At 61.2% G+C, this 21,530-nt stretch carries 22 protein-coding genes and 1 tRNA gene; 15 read left to right on the forward strand and 8 right to left on the reverse strand.

All coding sequences use genetic code 11. The features are described 5' to 3' along the window. The first annotated feature begins 126 nt into the window (after positions 1–126). The 4 genes from secA to AC2GXZ_RS23545 all read left to right on the forward strand — a co-directional run bounded on the left by secA (position 127) and on the right by AC2GXZ_RS23545 (position 5,944). Complete coding sequence (gene secA / locus AC2GXZ_RS23530; RefSeq protein WP_483761652.1) at positions 127–2,838, forward strand: preprotein translocase subunit SecA; 2,712 nt, start codon at positions 127–129, stop codon at positions 2,836–2,838. Positions 2,839–3,003: 165 nt separating this feature from the next. After that, positions 3,004–4,413, forward strand: a complete 1,410-nt coding sequence (locus AC2GXZ_RS23535) for a lipopolysaccharide biosynthesis protein (protein WP_483761965.1) — start codon at positions 3,004–3,006, stop codon at positions 4,411–4,413. Between the two features lie 59 nt (positions 4,414–4,472). Continuing rightward, positions 4,473–5,699: a GNAT family N-acetyltransferase gene (locus AC2GXZ_RS23540; protein ID WP_483761966.1), complete on the forward strand. Its 1,227-nt coding sequence runs from the start codon at positions 4,473–4,475 to the stop codon at positions 5,697–5,699. Between the two features lie 160 nt (positions 5,700–5,859). Next, positions 5,860–5,944, forward strand: a tRNA-Leu gene (locus tag AC2GXZ_RS23545). A gap of 119 nt (positions 5,945–6,063) precedes the next feature. Here AC2GXZ_RS23545 and AC2GXZ_RS23550 read toward each other — a convergent pair. From AC2GXZ_RS23550 to AC2GXZ_RS23560, 3 genes are all read right to left on the reverse strand, one after another. Next, complete coding sequence (locus AC2GXZ_RS23550) at positions 6,064–6,528, reverse strand: hypothetical protein (protein WP_483761653.1); 465 nt, start codon at positions 6,526–6,528, stop codon at positions 6,064–6,066. Beyond that, on the reverse strand, positions 6,516–6,725 hold the full coding sequence (locus tag AC2GXZ_RS23555) for a hypothetical protein (protein WP_483761654.1): 210 nt from the start codon (positions 6,723–6,725) through the stop codon (positions 6,516–6,518). Before AC2GXZ_RS23555 ends, AC2GXZ_RS23550 begins: the two co-directional genes overlap by 13 nt. A gap of 373 nt (positions 6,726–7,098) precedes the next feature. Then, on the reverse strand, positions 7,099–7,251 hold the full coding sequence (locus tag AC2GXZ_RS23560) for a hypothetical protein (RefSeq protein WP_483761655.1): 153 nt from the start codon (positions 7,249–7,251) through the stop codon (positions 7,099–7,101). A gap of 354 nt (positions 7,252–7,605) precedes the next feature. On the opposite strand from AC2GXZ_RS23560, the gene AC2GXZ_RS23565 reads away from it, so the two are divergent. Then, positions 7,606–8,118: a disulfide bond formation protein B gene (locus AC2GXZ_RS23565; RefSeq protein ID WP_483761656.1), complete on the forward strand. Its 513-nt coding sequence runs from the start codon at positions 7,606–7,608 to the stop codon at positions 8,116–8,118. A gap of 141 nt (positions 8,119–8,259) precedes the next feature. Here the strand turns inward: AC2GXZ_RS23565 and AC2GXZ_RS23570 are convergent, their stop codons facing one another. Both AC2GXZ_RS23570 and AC2GXZ_RS23575 read right to left on the reverse strand, forming a co-directional pair. Further along, entirely contained in the window at positions 8,260–8,817 is a 558-nt protein-coding gene (locus AC2GXZ_RS23570; RefSeq protein ID WP_483761657.1) for an HNH endonuclease, read from the reverse strand. A 168-nt stretch (positions 8,818–8,985) separates the two neighbouring features. Then, positions 8,986–9,627, reverse strand: a complete 642-nt coding sequence (locus AC2GXZ_RS23575) for a DNA-3-methyladenine glycosylase family protein (protein WP_483761658.1) — start codon at positions 9,625–9,627, stop codon at positions 8,986–8,988. A 35-nt stretch (positions 9,628–9,662) separates the two neighbouring features. On the opposite strand from AC2GXZ_RS23575, the gene gluQRS reads away from it, so the two are divergent. Further along, complete coding sequence (gene gluQRS, locus AC2GXZ_RS23580) at positions 9,663–10,571, forward strand: tRNA glutamyl-Q(34) synthetase GluQRS (protein ID WP_483761659.1); 909 nt, start codon at positions 9,663–9,665, stop codon at positions 10,569–10,571. Here the strand turns inward: gluQRS and AC2GXZ_RS23585 are convergent. Continuing rightward, a complete protein-coding gene (locus tag AC2GXZ_RS23585; RefSeq protein WP_483761967.1) occupies positions 10,488–11,462 on the reverse strand; it encodes a YihY/virulence factor BrkB family protein in 975 nt (324 codons plus the stop codon). The two genes, gluQRS and AC2GXZ_RS23585, sit on opposite strands and share 84 nt — an antisense overlap. Positions 11,463–11,556: 94 nt before the next feature. Between AC2GXZ_RS23585 and AC2GXZ_RS23590 the strand changes: the two genes are divergently transcribed. The 7 genes from AC2GXZ_RS23590 (at position 11,557) to AC2GXZ_RS23620 (ending at position 17,108) form a co-directional block, all read left to right on the forward strand. Then, positions 11,557–12,390 (forward strand): SDR family oxidoreductase, encoded by an 834-nt coding sequence (locus tag AC2GXZ_RS23590; protein WP_483761660.1) that lies wholly within the window; start codon positions 11,557–11,559, stop codon positions 12,388–12,390. 20 nt (positions 12,391–12,410) lie between these two features. Next, positions 12,411–12,614: a twin transmembrane helix small protein gene (locus AC2GXZ_RS23595; RefSeq protein ID WP_483761661.1), complete on the forward strand. Its 204-nt coding sequence runs from the start codon at positions 12,411–12,413 to the stop codon at positions 12,612–12,614. A 10-nt stretch (positions 12,615–12,624) separates the two neighbouring features. After that, the gene (locus tag AC2GXZ_RS23600) at positions 12,625–13,197 is read left to right on the forward strand and encodes a cob(I)yrinic acid a,c-diamide adenosyltransferase (protein WP_483761662.1); all 573 of its coding nucleotides are present in this window, start codon (positions 12,625–12,627) and stop codon (positions 13,195–13,197) included. 177 nt (positions 13,198–13,374) lie between these two features. Continuing rightward, positions 13,375–14,133 (forward strand): rhomboid family intramembrane serine protease, encoded by a 759-nt coding sequence (locus AC2GXZ_RS23605; protein ID WP_483761663.1) that lies wholly within the window; start codon positions 13,375–13,377, stop codon positions 14,131–14,133. 139 nt (positions 14,134–14,272) lie between these two features. Further along, a complete protein-coding gene (locus AC2GXZ_RS23610) occupies positions 14,273–15,019 on the forward strand; it encodes an electron transfer flavoprotein subunit beta/FixA family protein (protein WP_483761664.1) in 747 nt (248 codons plus the stop codon). 26 nt (positions 15,020–15,045) lie between these two features. Continuing rightward, the gene (locus AC2GXZ_RS23615; RefSeq protein ID WP_483761665.1) at positions 15,046–15,975 is read left to right on the forward strand and encodes an electron transfer flavoprotein subunit alpha/FixB family protein; all 930 of its coding nucleotides are present in this window, start codon (positions 15,046–15,048) and stop codon (positions 15,973–15,975) included. Positions 15,976–16,232: 257 nt separating this feature from the next. After that, positions 16,233–17,108: a 3-hydroxybutyryl-CoA dehydrogenase gene (locus AC2GXZ_RS23620; protein ID WP_483761666.1), complete on the forward strand. Its 876-nt coding sequence runs from the start codon at positions 16,233–16,235 to the stop codon at positions 17,106–17,108. An 11-nt stretch (positions 17,109–17,119) separates the two neighbouring features. Here the strand turns inward: AC2GXZ_RS23620 and AC2GXZ_RS23625 are convergent, their stop codons facing one another. Further along, a complete protein-coding gene (locus tag AC2GXZ_RS23625) occupies positions 17,120–18,946 on the reverse strand; it encodes a tetratricopeptide repeat protein (protein WP_483761667.1) in 1,827 nt (608 codons plus the stop codon). Positions 18,947–19,102: 156 nt separating this feature from the next. Next, entirely contained in the window at positions 19,103–19,783 is a 681-nt protein-coding gene (gene tlpA / locus AC2GXZ_RS23630; RefSeq protein WP_483761668.1) for a thiol:disulfide interchange protein TlpA, read from the reverse strand. Positions 19,784–19,809: 26 nt separating this feature from the next. Here tlpA and argH point away from each other — a divergent pair, with 26 nt between their 5' ends. Together argH and lptM are read left to right on the forward strand one after the other, a co-directional pair. Then, positions 19,810–21,210, forward strand: coding sequence for an argininosuccinate lyase (gene argH / locus AC2GXZ_RS23635; protein ID WP_483761669.1), 1,401 nt, complete (start codon positions 19,810–19,812; stop codon positions 21,208–21,210). A 114-nt stretch (positions 21,211–21,324) separates the two neighbouring features. Then, entirely contained in the window at positions 21,325–21,528 is a 204-nt protein-coding gene (lptM, locus tag AC2GXZ_RS23640; protein ID WP_483761670.1) for an LPS translocon maturation chaperone LptM, read from the forward strand. The last annotated feature ends 2 nt before the right edge of the window (positions 21,529–21,530 follow it).

A 21,530-nucleotide genomic window follows, 5' to 3' on the forward strand; every position in this document is an offset into this window, starting at 1 on the left:
TCTTATCTGTCACGCAACTTGGCGTCCAGAAGAGTTTCCGGGCGAAACGGGTCAAATTGCAGGCACCGGAGCCATATTCTTCCGGCCGGCAATCCCATGGTACTGAGATCAGAAAGGACCATTCGTATGGTCAGCTTCGGCGGCATCGCCCGCAAACTGTTCGGTTCGGCCAATGAGCGCCGCGTACGCGGCTATACGCCGGTGATCGACAAGATCAATGCCATCGAGGAAACCACCCGGGCGCTGACCGATGAGCAACTCGCCAACAAGACGGTCGAGTTTCGCCAGATGCTGGCCGAGGGCAAGAAACTCGACGACCTGCTGATTCCGGCCTTTGCCGTGGTCCGCGAGGCCTCGCGCCGCGTGCTCGGCATGCGCCCCTTCGATGTCCAGCTGACCGGCGGCATGATCCTCAATGACGGCGCCATCGCCGAAATGAAGACCGGCGAAGGCAAGACGCTGGTAGGCACCCTGCCCGTCTATCTCAACGCATTGTCCGGCAAGGGCGTGCACGTCGTCACCGTCAACGATTATCTTGCCCAGCGCGACGCCGGCACGATGAGCCGTCTTTATGGCTTCCTCGGCCTTTCGACCGGGGTGATCGTCCACGGCCTCGACGACGAGCAGCGCCGCTTGGCCTATGCCTGCGACATCACCTACGCCACCAACAACGAGCTCGGCTTCGATTATCTGCGCGATAACATGAAGTATGAGCGCAACCAGATGGTCCAGCGCGGCCACAATTTCGCGATCGTCGACGAAGTGGATTCGATCCTGGTCGACGAAGCACGCACGCCGCTGATCATCTCCGGTCCGCTCGACGACCGTTCCGACCTCTACACGACGATCGACACCTTCATCCCGCTTCTGTCGGAGGAAGATTACGAGATCGATGAAAAGCAGCGCTCCGCCAACTTTTCCGAAGTCGGCACCGAGAAGCTGGAAAACCTGCTGCGCCAGGCCGGCCTGTTGAAGGGCGAATCGCTTTACGACGTCGAGAATGTCGCCATCGTCCACCACATCAACAACGCGCTGAAGGCCCACAAGCTCTTCTCCCGCGACAAGGACTATATCGTCCGCAACGACGAGATCGTCATCATCGACGAATTCACCGGCCGCATGATGCCGGGCCGCCGTTATTCGGAAGGCCAGCACCAGGCGCTCGAAGCCAAGGAAAAGGTGCAGATCCAGCCGGAGAACCAGACGCTCTCCTCGATCACCTTCCAGAATTATTTCCGCATGTATTCCAAGCTTGCCGGCATGACCGGCACGGCACAGACGGAAGCGGAAGAATTCGGCAACATCTACAAGCTTGAAGTCATCGAAGTCCCGACCAACCTGCCGATCCAGCGTATCGACGAGGACGACGAGGTCTACCGCACGTTCGAAGAGAAGTTTCAGGCGATCATCGGCGAGATCAAGATTGCCCACGAGCGCAACCAGCCGGTTCTGGTCGGTACGACCTCGATCGAAAAGTCCGAAATTCTGGCCACCATGCTGCGTAAGTCGGGCTTTGAAAAATTCCAGGTGCTGAACGCGCGTTACCACGAACAGGAAGCCTATATCGTTTCCCAGGCCGGCGCACCCGGCGCGGTGACGATCGCCACCAACATGGCCGGCCGCGGCACCGACATCCAGCTCGGCGGCAATATCGACATGCGCCTTGAGCGCGAGCTTGAAGGCATCGAGGACGAGGCAGAGCGCCACGCCCGCGAAATCGCTGTCCGTGAGGAGGTGAAGGGCCTTAAGGTCAAGGCGCTGGAAGCCGGTGGCCTCTACGTCATCGCCACCGAGCGCCACGAAAGCCGCCGTATCGACAACCAGCTGCGCGGCCGCTCGGGCCGTCAGGGCGACCCCGGCCGTTCGAAATTCTATCTGTCGCTGCAGGACGACCTGATGCGCATATTCGGCTCCGACCGCATGGACGGCATGCTGCAGAAGCTCGGCCTGAAGGACGGCGAGGCAATCGTCCATCCGTGGATCAACAAGGCCGTCGAGCGCGCCCAGAAGAAGGTCGAGGCCCGCAACTTCGACATCCGCAAGAACCTTCTGAAGTATGACGACGTCACCAATGACCAGCGCAAGGTGATCTTCGATCAGCGTATCGAGGTGATGGATTCCGAGGACGTTTCGGAAACCATCGAAGACATGCGCCACGAAGTGATCGAGGTCATCGTCGCCAAGCATATTCCCGAGCGCGCCTATGCCGAGCAGTGGAATGCTCCCGGCCTGCACGAGGACGTCATCCGCCTGCTCAACCTCGATCTGCCGATCGAGGACTGGGTCAAGGAAGACGGCATCGGCGAAGACGATATCCGCGAACGCATCACCGAGGTTGCCAACGCTGCGGCAAACGACCGTCGCGAGCGTTTCGGTGTCGACGTGATGAACTACGTCGAGCGCTCCATCGTGCTGCAGACGCTCGACCACCTCTGGCGCGAGCATATCGTCAATCTCGACCACCTGCGCTCGGTCATCGGCTTCCGCGGTTACGCCCAGCGCGATCCGCTGCAGGAATACAAGGCAGAGGCTTTCGAGCTCTTCCAGGCCCTGCTCGCCAATCTGCGCGAGGCCGTTACCGCCCAGCTGATGCGGGTCGAACTGGTGCAGAACCCTGAAGCGCCTGAACCTCCGCCGGTCTACGCCGAAAGCCATATCGACCCGGTAACGGGACAGGACCAGGTAAGCGGCAACGACGGCGAGAATTTCATCGCGGCTCCGGAAGACCGTCGGCCGGAAGATCCCTCCACCTGGGGCAAGATCGGCCGTAACGAGGCCTGCCCCTGTGGCTCGGGCAAGAAATACAAACATTGCCACGGCGCCTTCGAACAGGTCTGAGACAAGACTTAAGCCATGATTAAAAACGCCGCCCGATGGGCGGCGTTTGTGTTTGGCGACCAGTATCGCCAACAAGCCTAAGCAAGGCACCAACCGTTTCTTAACCCTGACGTGTCAGGTTTGCCGCCATTGTGTGTGTGGCAAAACGAGTATCGCGTGCCCTTGATGGCGGTCATCGAAACAGCGGAAAAACTGCTTCCGCCGGGCCTGCGCGCCCGGCTCGCACCGCTGATCGCAAAGGCAGGCACGCTGCTGAGCGACCACGGCGAAGTGGCGCGGGCACAGCGCCAGGCGCTGATGGCCTTTGCCATCCGCATCGCCAGCGCGGCCATCGCCTTCCTCTCTCAGATCGTCCTTGCACGCATCATGGGAGAATTTGACTACGGCATCTATGCCTTCGTCTGGGTGATCGTCATCCTCACCGGCAATCTCTCCTGCCTCGGTTTCCACACCTCGATCATCCGTTTCTATCACCAGCATTTGGCCGCCGGCGATGCGCCGATGATGCGGGGGCTGAACGTCGCGTCCTGCCTCGTCGCGCTGGCAATGGCGACCCTGGTCGCAGCGCTCGGCTTGTCCTTCCTCGCCGCCTTTGGCGACAGTCTCGCGCCCTATTACATCGTCCCGGTCGGTATTGCCCTCTTCATCATTCCGATGATTGCGCTCGGCGATGTGCTCGACGGCATGGCACGCTCCCGCGACTGGCCGATATCCGCCCTTGCGCCGACATTTATAGCCAGGCCCATCCTCATCCTCGCCTTCATGACGGCGGCAGCCCTTGCCGGCGCCCCGCGTGACGCGACGACGGCCATGGCCGCGGCCCTTGCCGCAACTTATGTGACGACGCTTGTCCATCTCCTGCAGCTTGTGATCCGCCTGAGGCCGCTGTCCGACGCCGCGCCGCGCCGTTATCAGCTCGCCACATGGATGAAATATTCCCTGCCGCTGTTTCTGGTCGACGGCATCGGCTTCCTGTTGACCAATGCCGATGTCGTGGTGGTCGGCATCTACCTGCCGCCCGACCAGGTCGGCGTCTATTTCGCCGCCGCAAAAACGATCGTCCTGGTGCAGTTCGTCTATTTCTCGATCAAGGCGGCCTCCGCCCCGCGCTTTTCCGCTTTCATGGCGCAGAAGGACATGGCATCACTGGCAGCATTCGCCGGACAGGCGACTCGCTGGACCTTCTGGCCATCGCTGGCCGTCGGCCTGTCTACGCTTGCAGCCGGCGAACTGCTTCTCTCCCTGTTCGGCCCGGCCTTTACGGAAGGATACTGGTTGATGGCGATCCTGTTTGCCGGCATTCTGACGAAAGCATCGATCGGCCCGGCCGAGATATTGCTCAGCATGGCCGGCCACCAGAAACTCTGCGTCGGCATCTATGCCGCAACACTTGCCGCCGCCATCGCCTTTTACGCCGTGCTGATCCCGCTTTTCGGCCTGACTGGCGCAGCCTTCGCTGCCGCCGGCGCCGTCATCACCGAAACCCTGCTGCTCCACATTGCCGCCCGCCGCACGCTCGGCATCACGCTTTTCGTGTTTGCCCGCCCGCGGGCCACGCCATTGAGAGGGCACTGACGATGCAGATCCCTCCCTTCGGCGACAAGATCGGTGAGACGGACGCAGCGGAGTTCGCCATGGAAGCAGACGAACAGGATCGCCCGTCGCTGCCGCAAGCCGATCTTCGCCTTGCCATCGGCCGATCGGGACGCGAGCTGGCTTTATATCCGGCAACCCTTGGATATGACCTGCAGGAGGAGCTCGAATTCCTCTCCAACCGGGCGATGGAACCGAATATCTTCTTCTCCGCCCGCCTGCTTGCGCCCGCCATGCCGCGGGTCGAGGACAAGCAGGTGCGGTTCGCCCTTATTCGCGACGATAACGGGGTTCGCAGCCGCCTGCGCCTGCTGATGCCCTTTACCGTGGAGCGACCTGGTTTTTCGGTCGGCGCCTCGATCATCCGCACTTGGGCCAACCCCTTCGGCCCGCTCGGCACCCCGCTCCTTGATGCCGAGGATGCGGCGGAAACGATCGACAATCTGTTCGAGGTCCTCGCCTCGTCCGAAACCAAGTTGCCATCGGTGCTTGTCCTGCCGGATATTCGCGTCACCGGCCGCTTCGCCCAGTTGGCAAAGGCCGTCGCCATCGGCCGCGACCTGCCGGTCGCCACCACCGATACCTTCCGCCGCCCGATGCTGGAAAGCTTCCTCGACGGCGACAGCTACCTGAAGCAAGCGGTGTCATCGCATCACGTCCGCGAAATGCGCCGTCAATGGCGCAATCTCGGCAAGCTCGGCGAACTGACCTATGACGTCGCGCGCCAGCCGGAAGACGTCCGGCTGCGGATGGAGGAGTTCCTCGCGCTGGAAGCCAAGGGCTGGAAAGGCAAGAAGCGCTCGGCGCTGATCAACGACCGCTACCGTGCCGCCTTTGCCCGCGAGGCGATCACCAATCTTGCCGAAGTCGATGCGGTGCGCATCCACACCGTCAATCTCGACGGTCGCGCCATCGCCTCCATCATCGTTTTCCTGATGGCCGGCGAGGCCTATACCTGGAAGACCGCCTACGATGAAAGCTTCAGCCAGCATTCGCCGGGCAAGCTTCTGATCATGCACCTGACCAACTGGCATCTCGATGACGCCAATATCCTGCGCACCGACAGCTGCGCCGTGGCCGACCATCCGATCATGAGCAGGCTGTGGGAACAACGCGAGGAAATGGGCAGCCTCGTGATCGGCCTGAAGCGCAACAGCGACCGCGACGTCCGCCAGGTGGCCGCCCAGCTGCATCTCTATCGCAACACCCGCAACATCGCCCGCATCCTGCGCGAAAAGATCATGCATCTCGCCGGTCGCGACACCTGACCCAGCCGGCCGCCCTCTAAAAATGCCACCCTCTCCTGCAGTGTCCCCCTGACGATTCCGGAAGGCGATCACGACAAGCGACACGGTGCTGCTCATTTGCGGGAGTTGCACCTTGCATGACCTCGCCGGAGCATGTTAGAGCGCCTTCCATATCTACCGTGCCCCGTTGGCGGAATTGGTAGACGCGCCTGACTCAAAATCAGGTTCCGAGAGGAGTGCTGGTTCGATTCCGGCACGGGGCACCAGATATTTTCAGGAAAATCAAAGACCTGGCACGTTTCCGATCAGTTGATCTTCCGTCTGCTGCAGCAAGCCAGCACATTTGGCTTGCCGACATGCTGCAGAGCCTCATGTCGTCGCGAAATCAATGGCCGGCAAATCGCGTCAGCGTGACTTCGGCCGACCAGTCCAGCCGGCGTGCGTCATACTGGATGGTGCGATCGGCAAACGAGAGGTAGTTCAGCCCGTAACAGGCCGCGAACCTCTCGCCAGGCGCCATGGCCTTGGCGACGGTGTGGGTTGCCCGATAGATGACGGCACTTGCGCCCGGTTCCCGGGCAAGCAAGCCGAATGACACGCTTTCCAGCGACACGTCGGCAGTGTTGGTGAGGCTGACGGCGACCGGCCTGTCCGCTTCCGGGCACGATTGCGGATCGGAACTTGCGGTGACTGCAATCGACTTTGCCGTCGGCTGCTGCCTGATTTTCCGGTCCGTGACCAGCCAAAGGCCGATCCAGACTGCAGCGAGAAGGACAAGCACCGCAACCCCGGCCTTTCGCGAGAAAATGAACACTGCCGCGACGATGACACAGCTGATCAGCCAAGCCATGCAAGCCTCGAGACTGGAATATGTTTGATGATCTTCATTTCGAACAGGTGTGATTCCGGCGTACAGGTGGCAATACCGATGCGGCAACGCAGCCATTGAGACATGGCGACATCGATTTTTGGAGGATCAGCCGAGCCGGCCGGTTCTGGTCGCGGTTCTGAACCGTTCGCCCGCCCGATTGGCAGAACGACTGCCATCCAAAGCCTCCGAGTGCGGATTTGCGGTTGCCGCAAAATCCGCGACTTGCCGCCGGGTCCATTTCGTCGTCACGGGAAAATGAGCTTGAAGAGCCCAAAATATCAACCGGCCCCCGGCGAAAACAGGCATATCCCGGAACACAGCAGGCGGCTGGTGTGCTGTTGCGATCATTTTCCACCCCTCGATGGTAACGAGGAGAATACCTCGACTATCGCTTGTACCATGCACACCGATGACTGGCCATCGCTGACGGAGGATCAATCCCGCATGAGAGCTCACGACAGCCGCGCCGTGCTGCCCGCCATGAAATTTCGGATGGGGGAAATCCCCCAACCGGAAACATCATCCGGCAACGCCGGATATCGTTGATTTTTATGCGGCAAGCCGCCTTGCCGCCTTGTGGATCGCCTTTGTGTCGTCGCCGTGCTGCGCGATGATCGCCTTCGCATCCTCGACGCTGATACGGTATTTCTTGGCGACGACAACGGGATTTAGTGGCGCGGTTGCGCCTGTATGGTCGGTCATATTGTCTCTCCGGGAGTTGCGCCGTATTTACGGCCGGCGGGCAAACTTCGCCCATAGCGCGTATATGGGATGTCATGGCGCAAATTGCGAGGCCGGAACTGCCCATGACACGATGACGCGGCGCGATGCGAAGGGTTTTTATCCGGCCGGCATCGGACTAACACTGTGTCGATGAAGGCTGGCCGGATGTCGGACGGCCGACTGTCGATCACGACAATGTGCCGGGCAAAGCAGGCTCCGTGCGGGGCCGGGCCCGTTTACAGCAAGGCCAATTCTGCTACAGCTTCGGCAAAATTCTGCCCCTTCGGCGGGATATGAACAACCCGACCGACGGCGAAATTCAAGGAGAGGCGCATGGCGCTGGCAGCTACCACCCCCCAGACCCGCAAGGGGCTCGGTTATGCGATTTTCCTCACGCTTGCGATGGCAGCAACCGTCGGCAGCGCCCTCGGCTTCGAGCATATCGGCGGCTACATTCCCTGTGCGCTGTGCCTGCTCGAACGCGATCCGTATTATTACGGCGTGCCGATCGGCATCCTCGCCGTCGGTGCGGCAACCATGAGCCTGCCGACCTGGGTCATCCGCCTGTTGCTGATCATCATCGGCATCATGATGCTGATCGGTGCCGGCATGGGCATCTATCATTCCGGCGTCGAATGGGGTTTCTGGCCCGGCCCGACGGCCTGCGGCGGCAGCTCCGCCATCACCAGCAATGCCGGCAATCTGCTGGGCGATCTCAACACCGTCCACGGCCCGTCCTGCGCAGACGCATCGCTGCGGGTCCTCGGCCTCTCCTTTGCCGGGTGGAATGTGGTTGCCAGCGTGTTTCTGGCGGCGATCGCCTTTATCGGCGCGAAAAAGGCCTGAAAAACTCGCTTGATTATCCTCGGCCTTGTGCCGAGGATCTGTGCACGTCAAATAAAACCGGCAGTTTGCACATGCTCGGGACAAGCCCGAGTATGACGGCGGAAAGACTTTGCCGCCGTTATTGACGGCCTCAAGGCCTGATCACGGCTGCAATTCGGTATCCCAGTAGAGATAGTCCATCCAGCTTTCGTGCAGATAGTTCGGCGGAAACGACCTGCCATTGTTGTGCAGGTCCTGAACGCTCGGCGCATAGGGTTTCTGGTGCGGGAACATCTGGGCCTGCTTGGGAAGCTTGCTGCCCTTCCTCAGATTGCAGGGCGAACACGCGGCCACGACATTTTCCCAGGTCGTCTCGCCGCCATGCGCCCGCGGGATGACGTGATCGAAGGTCAATTCGTCATCGGCACCGCAATACTGGCACTCGAACTTGTCGCGCAGGAACACGTTGAAGCGGGTAAAGGCGGGATTTCGCGTCGGCTGGACATAGGTCTTGAGGCTGACCACGCTCGGCAGCTTCATCGAAAAGCTGGGCGAGCAGACCGAATGATCGTATTCGGCGATGATGTTCACACGGTCAAGAAAGACCGCCTTGATCGCGTCCTGCCAGGACCACAACGACAAGGGATAGTAACTCAACGGCCGGTAGTCAGCGTTCAACACGAGCGCCGGCAAGGCCTGCGGGGAGACTGCAATCGTCAAGTGACGCTCCAACCCGATTCGGCATCTATCTCTTCTATATTAGGTCCGTTGTTACAGGATTGTGAAGCCCAATAAATGCAGCGGGATGCTTCACCCCGCAACACCCGTCGCGAAGCCCGGTGGCACAGGGGAATCACCGCCTTCAAAGCTGCGTGAAAATCGCCGGGCCTAAACGATCGCGATGGTTTCGCGGCGCATGGTCGCGGCATAATGCGCCCAGAAAAGCCGGGCGGCGACCGACCGGAACGGCGCCCATTGTTCGGCGATCCCGGCAACCTCCCGTACGCTCGGACGCGCATCCAGAAGAAACGCCGTTGCAATCGCAGCCCTCAGCGCCACGTCGCCGGCCGGAAAGATATCCGGATGGCCGCCGCAGAACATCAGATAGACCTCCGCCGTCCACGGGCCGATCCCCGGCAGTGCCACCAGCCGGCCCATCGCCTCGCCGGCATCGAGTAAGCACACGTCTTCCAGATCGATCTCGCCGCGCGTCACCGTCTGCGCCAGCCCCATGAGCGTTACCGCCTTGGCCCGCGACAGGCCGAACGTGGCGATTACGTGCGGATCGAGCGCCGCATAATGCTCCGCCGTCACCGGTCCGACCGCTTCGATGCGGCGCCAGATCGCCTCGGCGCTGGCGCGCGACACCACCTGGGAGACGATGATCGAGGCCAGACCTGCAAAGCCCGGCATGGCGAGCCTGAGCGGCAGCGGACCGGCAATTTTGGCGATAGCCACCAGGCGCGGGTCGAGACGCAGCAGGTGCTGCAGGCCCTCGGCAACGTCCGCATCGCTCTTTATGATCGTCAAGATGTCACTCCCCCATTGGCGGCCCGCCCGAAAGCATGGCAGAAGACCCTATGCCCGCGCCTCACCCTGATAAGCCGATATTCCGCTTCGCGCCAAGCCCGAATGGCCTTCTCCATCTCGGCCACGCGCTCTCGGCGTTTCTCAACCGGGATATGGCTGATGAGACGGGCGGCCGCCTGCTGCTGCGCATCGAAGACATAGACCTTGCCCGCTGCACGGCTGAATTCGAGGCGGCGATCCATCGCGATCTCGCCTGGCTCGGCCTCACCTTTGAACAACCGGTCCGCCGCCAGTCGGAGCATTTCGATCTCTACCGGCAGGCGCTGCGAAAATTGCAGGACATCGGTGTCGTCTACCCGGCCTTTCTCACCCGCGGCGAGGTGAAGACCCGCGTCGCCAGTGAAGAGGCGGCAGGCGGGAACTGGCCGCGCGATCCTGACGGCTCGCCGCTTTATCCGGCCGACGACCGGGAACGCAGCGAGAGCGAGCGGCAGCGGCTGATCGCTCAAGGACTGAAACATGCCTGGCGGCTGGATGTCGAAAAGGCTGCTTCGTTGATCGGGCCGCCGCTTTTCTGGCAGGAGACCGGTGACGGGTCACCACGGGCCGTCGCAGCCGATCCGGCCGTCTGGGGCGATGTCGTTCTGTCGCGCTCCGATGCCCCATCCAGCTACCATCTGTCGGTTACGGTCGACGATGCGCTTCAGGGTGTGACGCATGTGATGCGCGGCAGCGATCTTTATGCCGGCACTGCCATCCACCGGCTGCTGCAGGTTCTGCTCGACCTGCCCGAGCCGGTCTATCACCACCACCGTCTGATCCTCGGCACCGATGGACGCAAGCTGTCGAAGAGCGAAGGCTCAACCGGAATTGCCGCCCTGCGTGACGAGGGACTTCTCGTCTCTGATATTCGCGGCCTCATTGGCCTGCAGCTCGGCCTCTGAGCGCTCGCGCCGCTGCTTGCGCCGCTGTTTCTGCACCTGATTGACCACCGAATAGACCCGGTATTTCAGGATCGCCGCGTTGAACTCCGCGCCGAGCATGAAGATCACGCCGACCATATAGAGAAACACCAGCACGATCATGATCGACGCCAGCCCCGCATAGGTGGCCGCGTAATTGGCAAATGTCGACAGATAGGCGGCAAAGCCGAAACCGAACAGGGTCCAGATGACGATGGTCAGCACCACGCCGGGCAACACGTCGATGATCCGCCGCCGGCCGGCCGGCAGCCATTTGTGGGAAAACAGAAGCCCGATCAGAAGCAGCAGGCCGGTACCAACCAGACCCCAGTTCGCTGCCGCATTGAGATCGCTCATCAGCCAGGGGAATTTGGTTTCCGCATAGCGCTGCGCCACCGGCACGGCCAGAAGCACGATGCTGATCACGGCAAAGATGATCACCGCGACGATCACGTACCCAAGGCTGGCAAGCCGCGTCTTGTACCAGGCGCGCGTTTCCGTCACCCGATAGGCACGATTGAGCGAGATGCGCAGCGCCTCGACCCCGTTGGAGGCGAAATAGGCGGCGGCCAGAACCGAGACGGTCAGAAGTCCACCGCGCGGCATCTCGATCACCCGCTGAATTTCCGAGGCGATCGGGCTGGCGATATCGGCCGGCCATGCGTCGAACATCAGATGGATGGCGGTTTCGGAAAACCCGCCTGCGCCAAGAAAACCGGCAAGTGCGGTCCCGAAGATCAGGAAGGGAAACAGGGCAAGCAGCCCCGACAACGCCACATGGCTCGCCATCGCCCAGCCGTCATCCTCGGTAAAATGCCAATAGGCATCCCAGAGCACCTTGAAAGCCAGCCTGTGCCACCGCGGCTTGCGCATCTCCTCCGTCAATGGACACTCCGTTGTGACTTCAGGCGAAATATGGGAGGAACACTGCCAATTGTACAGACGCGCACCCTGGAAGTTGCCCTCAATGACTGCAGCAAGAACGATCATCGTCACCGGCTGTTCCTCCGGCATCGGCGCTTATTGCGCAAGAGCGTTAAGGAGGGATGGCTGGCGGGTTTTCGCAACGGTTCGCAAGGCAGACGATCTCGCAGCGCTGGAAGCCGACGGCATTGAGGCGCTGCTGATGGATTATACCCGGCGCGACACGATCGACGCACTTGTCGCAACCGTGGCCGCGCGCACCGGCGGACAGATCGATGCTCTCTTCAACAACGGCGCCTACGGCCAGCCGGGTGCGGTCGAGGATCTTGCGACCGATGTGCTGCGCGAGCAGTTCGAGACCAACCTGTTCGGCTGGCATGAACTCACCCGCCAGATCATCCCGATGATGCGCGCCAAAGGCCGGGGCCGCATTGTCAACTGCTCCTCCATCCTCGGCCTGATGCCCTATCGCTATCGTGGCGCCTATACGGCCTCCAAATACGCGCTCGAAGGCCTGACCTTGACGATGAGGATGGAGCTTGCCGGCAGCGGCATCGACGTGAGCCTGATCGAACCCGGCCCGATCGACAGCCGCTTCACTGCCAATGCGCTTTCAAAGATCAACGAACATGTCGACCTCAAAAATTCCCCGCATGCGGCCGAATACGAGCGCCAGCTGAAGCGCCTCGACGGGCGCGGACCGGTGAGCCACCACAAGCTTGGCCCCGATGCCGTCTATCATGTTCTCGATCATGCCCTGAACGCGCCTCGTCCCAAGCCGCATTATCTGGTAACCAGACCGGCCAAGCAGGGTGCGCTGTTGAAGCGGCTGCTTCCGGCGCAGCTCTTCTATACGCTGATGCGCCGTATCGACTGACAACTGACGGGAGGCAGGACATGTCGAGTTTTTTCACCATTCTCACGCTGATCGTGATGGGTCTTGTCGTGCTCGTCCTGATTCGCGGCCTTTTCAACATGCTGAAGGGCACCAATGCCAACCGGTCCAACAAGCTGATGCAGTTGCGTGTGATGCTCCAGGCAATCGCCATCGTGCTCATCATGCTGACGCTCTGGATCACCGGCGGCGGTCGCCCGACCTGAGGAGACAGATTTGGTCAAGCTCAACAAGATCTACACCCGCACCGGCGATAACGGCACGACCGGGCTCGTCTCCGGCCCGCGCCGGGAAAAATTCGACTTGCGTGTTGAGGCCTATGGCACGGTTGACGAGACCAATTCTGCTGTCGGCATGGCAAGGCTTCATACGGCAGGCGTGGACGAGCTGGATGTCATGCTGGTGCGTATCCAGAACGATCTCTTCGATCTCGGCTCGGACCTCGCCACGCCGGATACCGGCGAGGAGCTGAGTTACGAACCGCTGCGCATCATCGAGGCGCAGGCCGACCGGCTGGAGCGCGAGATCGACACATTGAACGCGGAACTCGACCCGCTGAAATCCTTCGTCCTGCCCGGCGGCACAGCCGCGGCGGCGCATCTGCATATGGCAAGAACCATTGCCAGACGTGCCGAACGGCTGATGGTCGAACTGTCACGCAATGAGGCCGTCGGCGCTGCGGCACTCAAATACATCAACCGCCTCTCCGATTTCCTCTTCGTCGCCGCCCGTTTTGCCAATGACCGGGGGCAGGCGGATATCTTGTGGGTGCCGGGAAAGCACCGTTGAAAACACCCCCTCTGGCCTGCCGGCCATCTCCCCCACAAAGGGTAGAAGACTTGCGGCAACTTCTTGCCTCGATTGAGCGTAAGCGGCGAGGCTAGGTTAAGCCCTCCCCTTGTGGGGAGGGTTGGGAGGGGTCTTCTTCGGATGTAAGGTGAAGGAAGTAACCGTAAGGATAGAGCCGTGTTCGTCCCACTGCATGACACGAACGAGCTGAAATATATCCGCGTGCAATATGTCACGATCGGCCTGATCGTTCTCAACGTGGCTATGTGGCTGTTCACCACATTGGCGCCGGCCGACGATGCGGAACGGGCGTCGCTGGCGCTCGGCTTCATTCCGGCGCTGATCTTCGACCATGCCGTACTTGATCCATCGCTTATCCTCGTGCCGGAAGACCTGACCTTCCTCACCTACGCTTTCCTGCATATCGATTTCTGGCATCTCGCCCCCAACATGCTGTTCCTTTGGGTGTTCGGCGACAATGTCGAGGATGCACTAGGCCATGTGCGGTTCCTGATCTTCTACCTCCTCTGCGCTGCAGCCGGTGCCGCACTCCACGGCCTTGTCGCCCAATCGTCGGAGGGGCCGCTGATCGGCGCCTCCGGTGCGATCTCCGGCGTTGTAGCGGCCTATCTGCTGCTGCATCCGCGCGTGCGGGTCTGGGTGCTCGTCCTGTTTCGTATCCCGCTGCCGCTTCCCGCCTTCATTCCGCTCGTCCTTTGGATCGGCCAGCAGTTCCTCATGCTGGCGATGAACCTCGACGACATGGTGTCCTGGGGTGCCCATGTCGGCGGCATCATCGCCGGCGCATTGCTCGTGCTGGTGATGCGGCGTCCGGGCGTTCCGCTGTTCGACAGGCATATCGTCACCCCGCGGGCAGTGCATCACAGGGCAGGCATCCCGCAAGTGCCGCCGCCGGCGCCCCCGCAGGCCGAATAGCGATATGACAAATGCGCAATCCCCCGCATCAAATCCGCGTTGTAATCGGGTGAAAAATGCGTATCCATGTCGCCCACTGACACATGAGGAGATGGCAAATGTCGCAATTTGCCGTCGGAAATAGTCAAGGAAGGACCCCATGAAGATCCTGGTGCCTGTTAAGCGCGTCGTCGATTACAACGTTAAGATCCGGGTCAAGCCGGATGGTACGGGTGTCGAGCTTGCCAACGTCAAGATGTCGATGAACCCGTTCGATGAAATCTCCGTCGAAGAGGCGCTTCGCCTGAAGGAAGCCGGCAAGGCGGAAGAAGTGGTGGTCGTGTCGATCGGACCGGCCAAGGCGGAAGAAACGCTGCGCACGGCACTCGCCATGGGCGCCGACCGCGCCATCCTCGTCGAGACCGACGATCTGGTCGAGCCGCTCGCCGTCGCCAAGATTTTGAAGGGCGTCGTTGACGCCGAACAGCCCGGCCTGATCATCGTCGGCAAGCAGGCGATCGATGACGATTCGAACCAGACCGGCCAGATGCTGGCAGCGCTTCTCGGCTCTGCCCAGGCGACTTTCGCATCGAAGATCGAGATCGCCGGCGACAAGGCGACCGTGACCCGCGAAGTCGACGGCGGCTCGCAGACGATCGAGGTCAAGCTTCCGGCCGTCGTCACTACCGACCTGCGCCTCAACGAGCCGCGTTATGCCTCGCTGCCGAACATCATGAAGGCGAAGAAGAAGCCGCTCGACAAGAAGTCGCCTGTCGATTTCGGCGTCGACACGGCACCGCGCCTGAAAGTGCTGAAGACGGAAGAGCCCGGCGGCCGCAAGGCTGGCGTCAAGGTGGCAAGCGTCGAGGAGCTGGTAGGCGCCTTGAAGACCGCTGGCATCATCTGAAACCGGAAGATTAGGAGACCAAACCCATGACCATTCTTCTTCTGGCAGAAAACGACGCTTCCGGCCTCTCCGACCAGACCGCCAAGGCACTGACCGCAGCCTCCCAGATCGGCGGCGACGTGCATGTGCTGGTCGCGGGCGCCGGCGCCAAGGCCTCAGCGGAAGCCGCTGCAAAGCTTTCGGGCGTCGCCAAGGTTCTCGTCGCCGACGATGCGAGCCTTGCCAACAACCTTGCCGAGCCGCTCGCCGCCCTGATCGTCTCGCTCAGCGCGTCCTATGATGTCATCATCGCGCCGGCCACCACCTCGGCCAAGAATGTCCTGCCACGCGTTGCCGCTTTGCTCGACGTTGCCCAGGTGTCGGAAATCATCGAAGTCGTCTCGGCCGACACGTTCAAGCGTCCGATCTATGCCGGCAATGCCATCCAGACCGTTCAGTCGAGTGACGCTAAGAAGGTCATCACCGTGCGTACGGCATCGTTTGCGGCAACCGCCGAAGGTGGCTCAGCCGCCGTCGAGCCGGTCTCGGCTGCGGGCAATCCCGGCGTTTCGAGCTTCGTCTCGGATGCGCTCGCATCGTCGGAACGTCCGGAACTGACGTCCGCCAAGATCATCATCTCGGGTGGTCGTGCACTCGGCTCTTCGGAGAAATTCCAGGAAGTCATCCTGCCGGTCGCCGACAAGCTGGGTGCCGCCGTCGGTGCATCCCGCGCCGCCGTCGATGCCGGTTACGCCCCGAATGACTGGCAGGTAGGCCAGACCGGCAAGGTCGTCGCCCCGCAGCTCTATATCGCGGTCGGCATTTCCGGTGCCATCCAGCACCTTGCCGGCATGAAGGATTCCAAGGTCATCGTCGCCATCAACAAGGATGAGGAAGCACCGATCTTCCAGGTTGCCGACTATGGTCTCGTCGGCGATCTGTTCGACATCCTGCCGAAGCTCGAAAAGGCGCTCTGAGAGCGCCCTTCGTCTCGCAGCTGCGAAAAAAGCTGGCAAAATCATGGCCAGGCGAATAGAAAAATGCCGGACCGCCATACGCGGCCCGGCATTTTTTCAAATAACGAGCGCGCGCAAGCAAAGCGCGGGCCTGCTGCAGCACCGCGCATGATAAATGGCGCAGATAGAACACTGCAGAATTTTTAAGTCTGCGCATCGGGAATTCCGGAAATCGCTTCCGGTTTCAGGTCGATACGCCAGGGAGCGGGGTAAATATTATGGCCTTGAAGAATATCGGCATCGTCGGCGCGGGCCAGATGGGCTGCGGCATTGCGCATGTATCCTCTCTCGCGGGCTACAAGGTGCAGATCTACGATCTTGCCCCCGACCGGGTTCAGGCGGCGCTTGCAACGATCAACGGCACCCTTTCCCGGCTGGTCTCGGGCGGCAAGCTCTCCGATGAGGAGCGCAACGAGGCCCTGTCGAAAATCTCCGGCTCTGCCGACGTCAACGATCTGGCGGCGATGGACATCGTCATCGAGGCCGCTACCGAAGACGAAAGCGTCAAGCGCAAGATCTATGCCCATGTCTGTCCGGTCCTGAAGCCCGAAGCCCTGCTCGCCACCAACACCTCGTCGCTCTCCATCACCAGGCTCGCCTCGGCCACCGACCGCCCGGAGCGCTTCATGGGCATCCACTTCATGAATCCGGTTCCGGTGATGAAGCTGGTCGAACTGGTGCGCGGGATTGCCACCGATGAGCCCACATTCAGGGCCGCCAAGGACTATGTCGCCTCGCTCGACAAGACGGTCACCGTGTCGGAGGATTTTCCGGCCTTTATCGTCAACCGTATTCTTTTGCCGATGATCAACGAGGCGATCTACACGCTTTACGAAGGTGTCGGTTCCGTGGATGCGATCGACACGGCGATGAGGCTCGGCGCCAACCATCCGATGGGCCCGCTGCAGCTTGCCGATTTCATCGGGCTGGATACCTGCCTGTCGATCATGCAGGTTCTCTACGATGGCCTGGCCGACAGCAAATACCGCCCCTGCCCGCTTCTGGTCAAATATGTCGAGGCCGGATGGCTCGGCCGCAAATCCGGCCGCGGCTTCTACGATTATCGCGGCGAGGTTCCGGTTCCGACGCGCTGATCAGAAAGTGCTCAGGACGCCGCCCGGCTCTGATCCACCCGCGCCTGAAGCATCGCCTCGAAGGCCCGCTTGATCACATGAACATGTGGGTCCTTGTATTCGAAGCCGTCGTTATGAAGGTGGATCAGCATCGTTGCGTTGACTTCGAAAATCACCACATTGCCGTCGCGATCGAGCCCGCAATCGATGCCGAAATAGTCGAGACCGACGCGCCGGCGGATTTCCTCCAGCACCGCCATCTGCCGGTCGCCGAAAAAGCGCTCCGGGTGATCGAGGAAGTCTTCCTCCTCCCGCCGCATCCATTCGAATTCGCTCATCCGGGTCGACGCGTGATGCACCTTCCACACATCCCCGATCGCCAGGTGATAGGGCAGGATCTCGTCACCGACGAAGATGAAGCGGTATTTGCGGAAATGTCCGTCCTCTGAGCTGTAGTCGACATAATGGGTCAGGTAGAGCGCACCCTCACCGGCCTCTTCGGCAAAGCCGACAAGAGCCTGCGTATCCGACACGAGTTCCATCATCTCGCCGCCATGAAAACCGCTCTGCCTGACGATGATCGGCAGGCCCGGTATCTGGCCGCCACGCACCGCAGAGATGAGATCTGCCGGCACCACAAGCTTCGTCACCGGCATCACCGCGTCCGGCAAATCGGCCAGCAACAGCGCGATTGCCTCCCGGTTGGTTCCGCCGATCAGCGCCGGATGATTGATCACCGGCAGCGACAACCGGTCGGCGAGCACGCGGGAAGCCTCGATCGTATCGAGCCCCCGGTCGGGCTCAGCGACGAGATTGACGACGATATCCGCTTGTTTTTCAACCTGCGCAGCATCATGGCTGTAACCGGGGATGATGACGAAGAGGTCGGCATCGAAGCCGCTGTCCTTGATCAGATCCTCATAGGGCGTATTGCCGCCGACCGGCGAAAACAGCATCACCGCGCGGAATTTCGCCGGTTGTGCGATGGCAGGATAATGCCGTACGGCGCCCATCGCCGCCACCTGGCGGAAACAGGCCTTGGCCGCATCGATATTGCCGATCATCTGCTCCAGGCTGCCGCAGAGAAGCAGAGCTTCCTGATCGCCGCCATTCGTCATCAGGGCCTTCTGCGCGAAATAGAGTGCGTCGCCCGGCCTCTCGAGCGCCCGCAACGCCAGAGCCTTGTTGTAGAGCCCGTGGAAATCTTTCGGCGCGATCGCCAGACCGCGATCATAGGCAATGATCGCCTGGCCGTTCTGGTTTCCCTGCTGCAACAGGGTTCCAAGCCGGATCCAGCCCGCAGCATCGCCCGGCCTGGCCTCGCAGCTGCCATGCGCCGCAAGGATCGCGCCCTGCAGATCGCCGCGCCCCTGCAGGATCTCGCTACGTTTGGCATGAGCAAGAGCGTGCGCAGGATCGAGCGCGATCACCGTGTCGATGATCTCCAGCGCGACATCAGGCTTCCGCATGTCGATGAAAAGCAGGGCCCGCTTGTAGCGGATATCGACCTCGTCTGCCTGTCCCGAGGCAAGCAGCATATCGTAGCAGGAAAGCGCCCGGGAAAACTCGCCATTGGCATGACAGGCCTGGCCCAGCCCCTTGATCACCTGCGGATCGCCCGGATTGCTCGACAATGACACCTCGAACCACTTCACCGCATCTTTTGGCCGGTCGTTGCGCAGCATCAGGAATGCAAGCGTGTTGCAGGCGGCCGGATGACGCCGCACCTGATCGGGCACTGTCAGCAGAAGATCGATCGCTTCCCGATAACGGCCGGCCCCCATCAGGGTGCTGGTCTGGGCAATGGCAGATAGGAATGCCGCCTGGTCGTCAGGCTGCAAAGGGAGCGGTTGGTTCATAAATCGGCTTCTGGCGGGAGTAATTTCGGCTCGAAAAAACCCACCAGGGCTTGCGCCAGGCTGACCAAAACCCTGCGTGGCAGCCCCATTCCGCCAATACGGCGCAGGCTCAACCGCCGCGCGCAGTTTGGCGCCTCAAATGGCCGGATGACCGGTTCAGGACCCGATTGCCGCCTTGATCAGCGCCTTTGCGTCGGAACTGTCCCAGGCGGCCGGGCCATTCATCGAGGAGATCAGGCACCCTTGCCTGTCGAGGATCAGCGTTGCCGGCAGACCGAAGGCGAGCCCTTGCTTCTTCACCGCATTGAAGACCCCCATCGAACTGTCGCGATAAAAGCCGAGTTTGTCGAGCTTGTAATCCTCAAAGAAGTTTTTCGGCTTCTCGTCGCTGCCGGTATCGATGTTGACCGCAACCACTTCGAAGTCTTTGCCGCCCATCGTTGCCTGCAAGGCGTTGAGTGCCGGCATCTCTTCGCGACAGGGTACACACCAGGTGGCCCACAGGTTGAGAAGCACGGTCTTGCCGGCAAGATCGGCGGTCGTCATGTCCCGGCCGTCCGGTCCCTTGAAGGTCAGATCGATCGGCCTTGGAGGTTGCCCTTCGACCATGGCAGCCACCTCGCCTCTGGAAAACCCGGCAACCGACTTTGCCAGTTCCACAGCGCCGTCGCATTGCCCGGACGAGGATGTCAGAAGGCTGCCCGAGCCCTCACCCAAACCATTGCCAGACCCCATGCTCGTCACGTATACCGCCACGGCGCCGGCAAGGATGCCTGCAACGGCGGCAATCATGATCAATCGGGCGGACGGAAGGCCAAGCGGTCTTTTGGGCGTCATCACTTACTCCAGGACTTAGCTAGCTCATGGCCGATACGAAGGACGCGACATCTTCCAACCAGATGTGGGGCGGACGTTTCGCTTCCGGGCCGGATGCGATCATGGAGGAGATAAATGCCTCGATCGGTTTCGACAAGAAGCTCTTCGCCCAGGACATTCGCGGTTCGATCGCCCATGCAACCATGCTGGCGGAAAAAGCCATCATTTCGCGGGAAGATAAAGACAAGATCGTCGAAGGTCTGAACACGATCCTGTCAGAGATCGAAAGCGGTGAGTTCCAGTTCTCCCGCAAGCTCGAAGACATTCACATGAATATCGAGGCACGGCTGGCGACCCTGATCGGTCCTGCCGCCGGACGCCTGCACACCGCCCGCTCGCGCAACGACCAGGTGGCGCTCGATTTCCGCCTGTGGGTCAAGGAAGAGCTCATCAAGACGGAAGCCATGCTGACCGGCCTGATCGCAGCCTTCCTCGACCGCGCCGAGGAACATGCAGAAACGGTCATGCCCGGTTTCACCCATCTCCAGACCGCCCAGCCGGTCACCTTCGGCCATCATTGCATGGCCTATGTCGAAATGTTCGGCCGTGACCGCGCCCGCGTGCGCCACGCGATCGACCATCTCGACGAAAGCCCCATCGGTGCTGCAGCCCTTGCCGGCACCGGTTTCCCGATCGACCGCCACATGACGGCCAAGGCCCTCGGTTTCCGCGAACCGACCCGCAACTCGATCGATACCGTCTCCGATCGCGATTTCGCGCTGGAATTCCTCTCGGTCGCGGCGATCTGCGCCATGCACCTGTCGCGCCTTGCCGAAGAAATCGTGCTGTGGTCAACACCGCAATTCGGTTTCGTTCGCCTGTCGGACGCCTTTTCGACCGGCTCCTCGATCATGCCGCAGAAGAAGAACCCGGATGCCGCCGAATTGGTGCGCGCCAAGACCGGCCGCATCAACGGCTCGCTGGTGGCGCTGCTCACCATCATGAAGGGCCTGCCGCTCGCCTATTCCAAGGACATGCAGGAAGACAAGGAACAGGTCTTCGACTGCGCCGAGAACCTCGAATTGGCAATTGCCGCCATGACCGGCATGATGCGTGACATGACCATCCGCGCAGACCGCATGCGCGCCGCCGCCGGTTCCGGTTATTCGACGGCGACCGACCTGGCCGACTGGCTGGTGCGGGAAGCCGGCCTGCCCTTCCGCGACGCCCATCACGCCACCGGCCATGCCGTGGCACTGGCCGAGAAGAAGGGCTGCGACCTTTCCGAACTGTCGCTGGAAGAACTGCAGGCAATCAACCCGGCGATCACGCAAAATGTCTTCGACGTTCTGACCGTCGACGCCTCCGTCGCCAGCCGCCAGAGTTTTGGCGGAACCGCACCGTCCGAGGTCAGGAAGCAGATCGCCTACTGGCGCAATAGGAACTGAGCCACCACATCTGGCTACGCGACCAGATGCAGCAATAATCACTGCACAAGCGCGCGGAACTTCGCTATGAAAGTTCCGCCGCCTTTAAGCATCCGTGCCGGAGAAGAGAGAATAATGTCGAAGTCGCTGGTCAAATTTGCCCGCATCACCCTTGCGCTGAGCCTTGCCGGCGTTGTTGTCGTCGGTTGCGGCCGCAAGGGCGACCTCGACCGCCCGAGCACGCCGGTCGAGCAGCAGAACATGCGCAAGAGCGCCAAGGACGAAGGCAAAAAGGACGCCGTTGCGGATCGTCCTTTCATCCTCGACAAGCTCCTGTAATT

The sequence above is a fragment of the Aliirhizobium sp. YIM B11859 genome (genome assembly GCF_057163345.1).

What these genes read in the sequence shown, in the direction of transcription:
- secA (WP_483761652.1), top strand. Translation starts at nt 127, where the DNA reads ATGGTCAGCTTCGGCGGCATCGCCCGCAAACTGTTCGGTTCGGCCAAT.
- AC2GXZ_RS23535 (WP_483761965.1), top strand. Translation starts at nt 3,004, where the DNA reads ATGGCGGTCATCGAAACAGCGGAAAAACTGCTTCCGCCGGGCCTGCGC.
- AC2GXZ_RS23540 (WP_483761966.1), top strand. Translation starts at nt 4,473, where the DNA reads ATGGAAGCAGACGAACAGGATCGCCCGTCGCTGCCGCAAGCCGATCTT.
- AC2GXZ_RS23550 (WP_483761653.1), bottom strand. Translation starts at nt 6,528, where the DNA reads ATGGCTTGGCTGATCAGCTGTGTCATCGTCGCGGCAGTGTTCATTTTC.
- AC2GXZ_RS23555 (WP_483761654.1), bottom strand. Translation starts at nt 6,725, where the DNA reads ATGGCAGTCGTTCTGCCAATCGGGCGGGCGAACGGTTCAGAACCGCGA.
- AC2GXZ_RS23560 (WP_483761655.1), bottom strand. Translation starts at nt 7,251, where the DNA reads ATGACCGACCATACAGGCGCAACCGCGCCACTAAATCCCGTTGTCGTC.
- AC2GXZ_RS23565 (WP_483761656.1), top strand. Translation starts at nt 7,606, where the DNA reads ATGGCGCTGGCAGCTACCACCCCCCAGACCCGCAAGGGGCTCGGTTAT.
- gluQRS (WP_483761659.1), top strand. Translation starts at nt 9,663, where the DNA reads ATGGCAGAAGACCCTATGCCCGCGCCTCACCCTGATAAGCCGATATTC.
- AC2GXZ_RS23585 (WP_483761967.1), bottom strand. Translation starts at nt 11,462, where the DNA reads ATGCGCAAGCCGCGGTGGCACAGGCTGGCTTTCAAGGTGCTCTGGGAT.
- AC2GXZ_RS23590 (WP_483761660.1), top strand. Translation starts at nt 11,557, where the DNA reads ATGACTGCAGCAAGAACGATCATCGTCACCGGCTGTTCCTCCGGCATC.
- AC2GXZ_RS23595 (WP_483761661.1), top strand. Translation starts at nt 12,411, where the DNA reads ATGTCGAGTTTTTTCACCATTCTCACGCTGATCGTGATGGGTCTTGTC.
- AC2GXZ_RS23610 (WP_483761664.1), top strand. Translation starts at nt 14,273, where the DNA reads ATGAAGATCCTGGTGCCTGTTAAGCGCGTCGTCGATTACAACGTTAAG.
- AC2GXZ_RS23615 (WP_483761665.1), top strand. Translation starts at nt 15,046, where the DNA reads ATGACCATTCTTCTTCTGGCAGAAAACGACGCTTCCGGCCTCTCCGAC.
- AC2GXZ_RS23620 (WP_483761666.1), top strand. Translation starts at nt 16,233, where the DNA reads ATGGCCTTGAAGAATATCGGCATCGTCGGCGCGGGCCAGATGGGCTGC.
- AC2GXZ_RS23625 (WP_483761667.1), bottom strand. Translation starts at nt 18,946, where the DNA reads ATGAACCAACCGCTCCCTTTGCAGCCTGACGACCAGGCGGCATTCCTA.
- tlpA (WP_483761668.1), bottom strand. Translation starts at nt 19,783, where the DNA reads ATGACGCCCAAAAGACCGCTTGGCCTTCCGTCCGCCCGATTGATCATG.
- argH (WP_483761669.1), top strand. Translation starts at nt 19,810, where the DNA reads ATGGCCGATACGAAGGACGCGACATCTTCCAACCAGATGTGGGGCGGA.
- lptM (WP_483761670.1), top strand. Translation starts at nt 21,325, where the DNA reads ATGTCGAAGTCGCTGGTCAAATTTGCCCGCATCACCCTTGCGCTGAGC.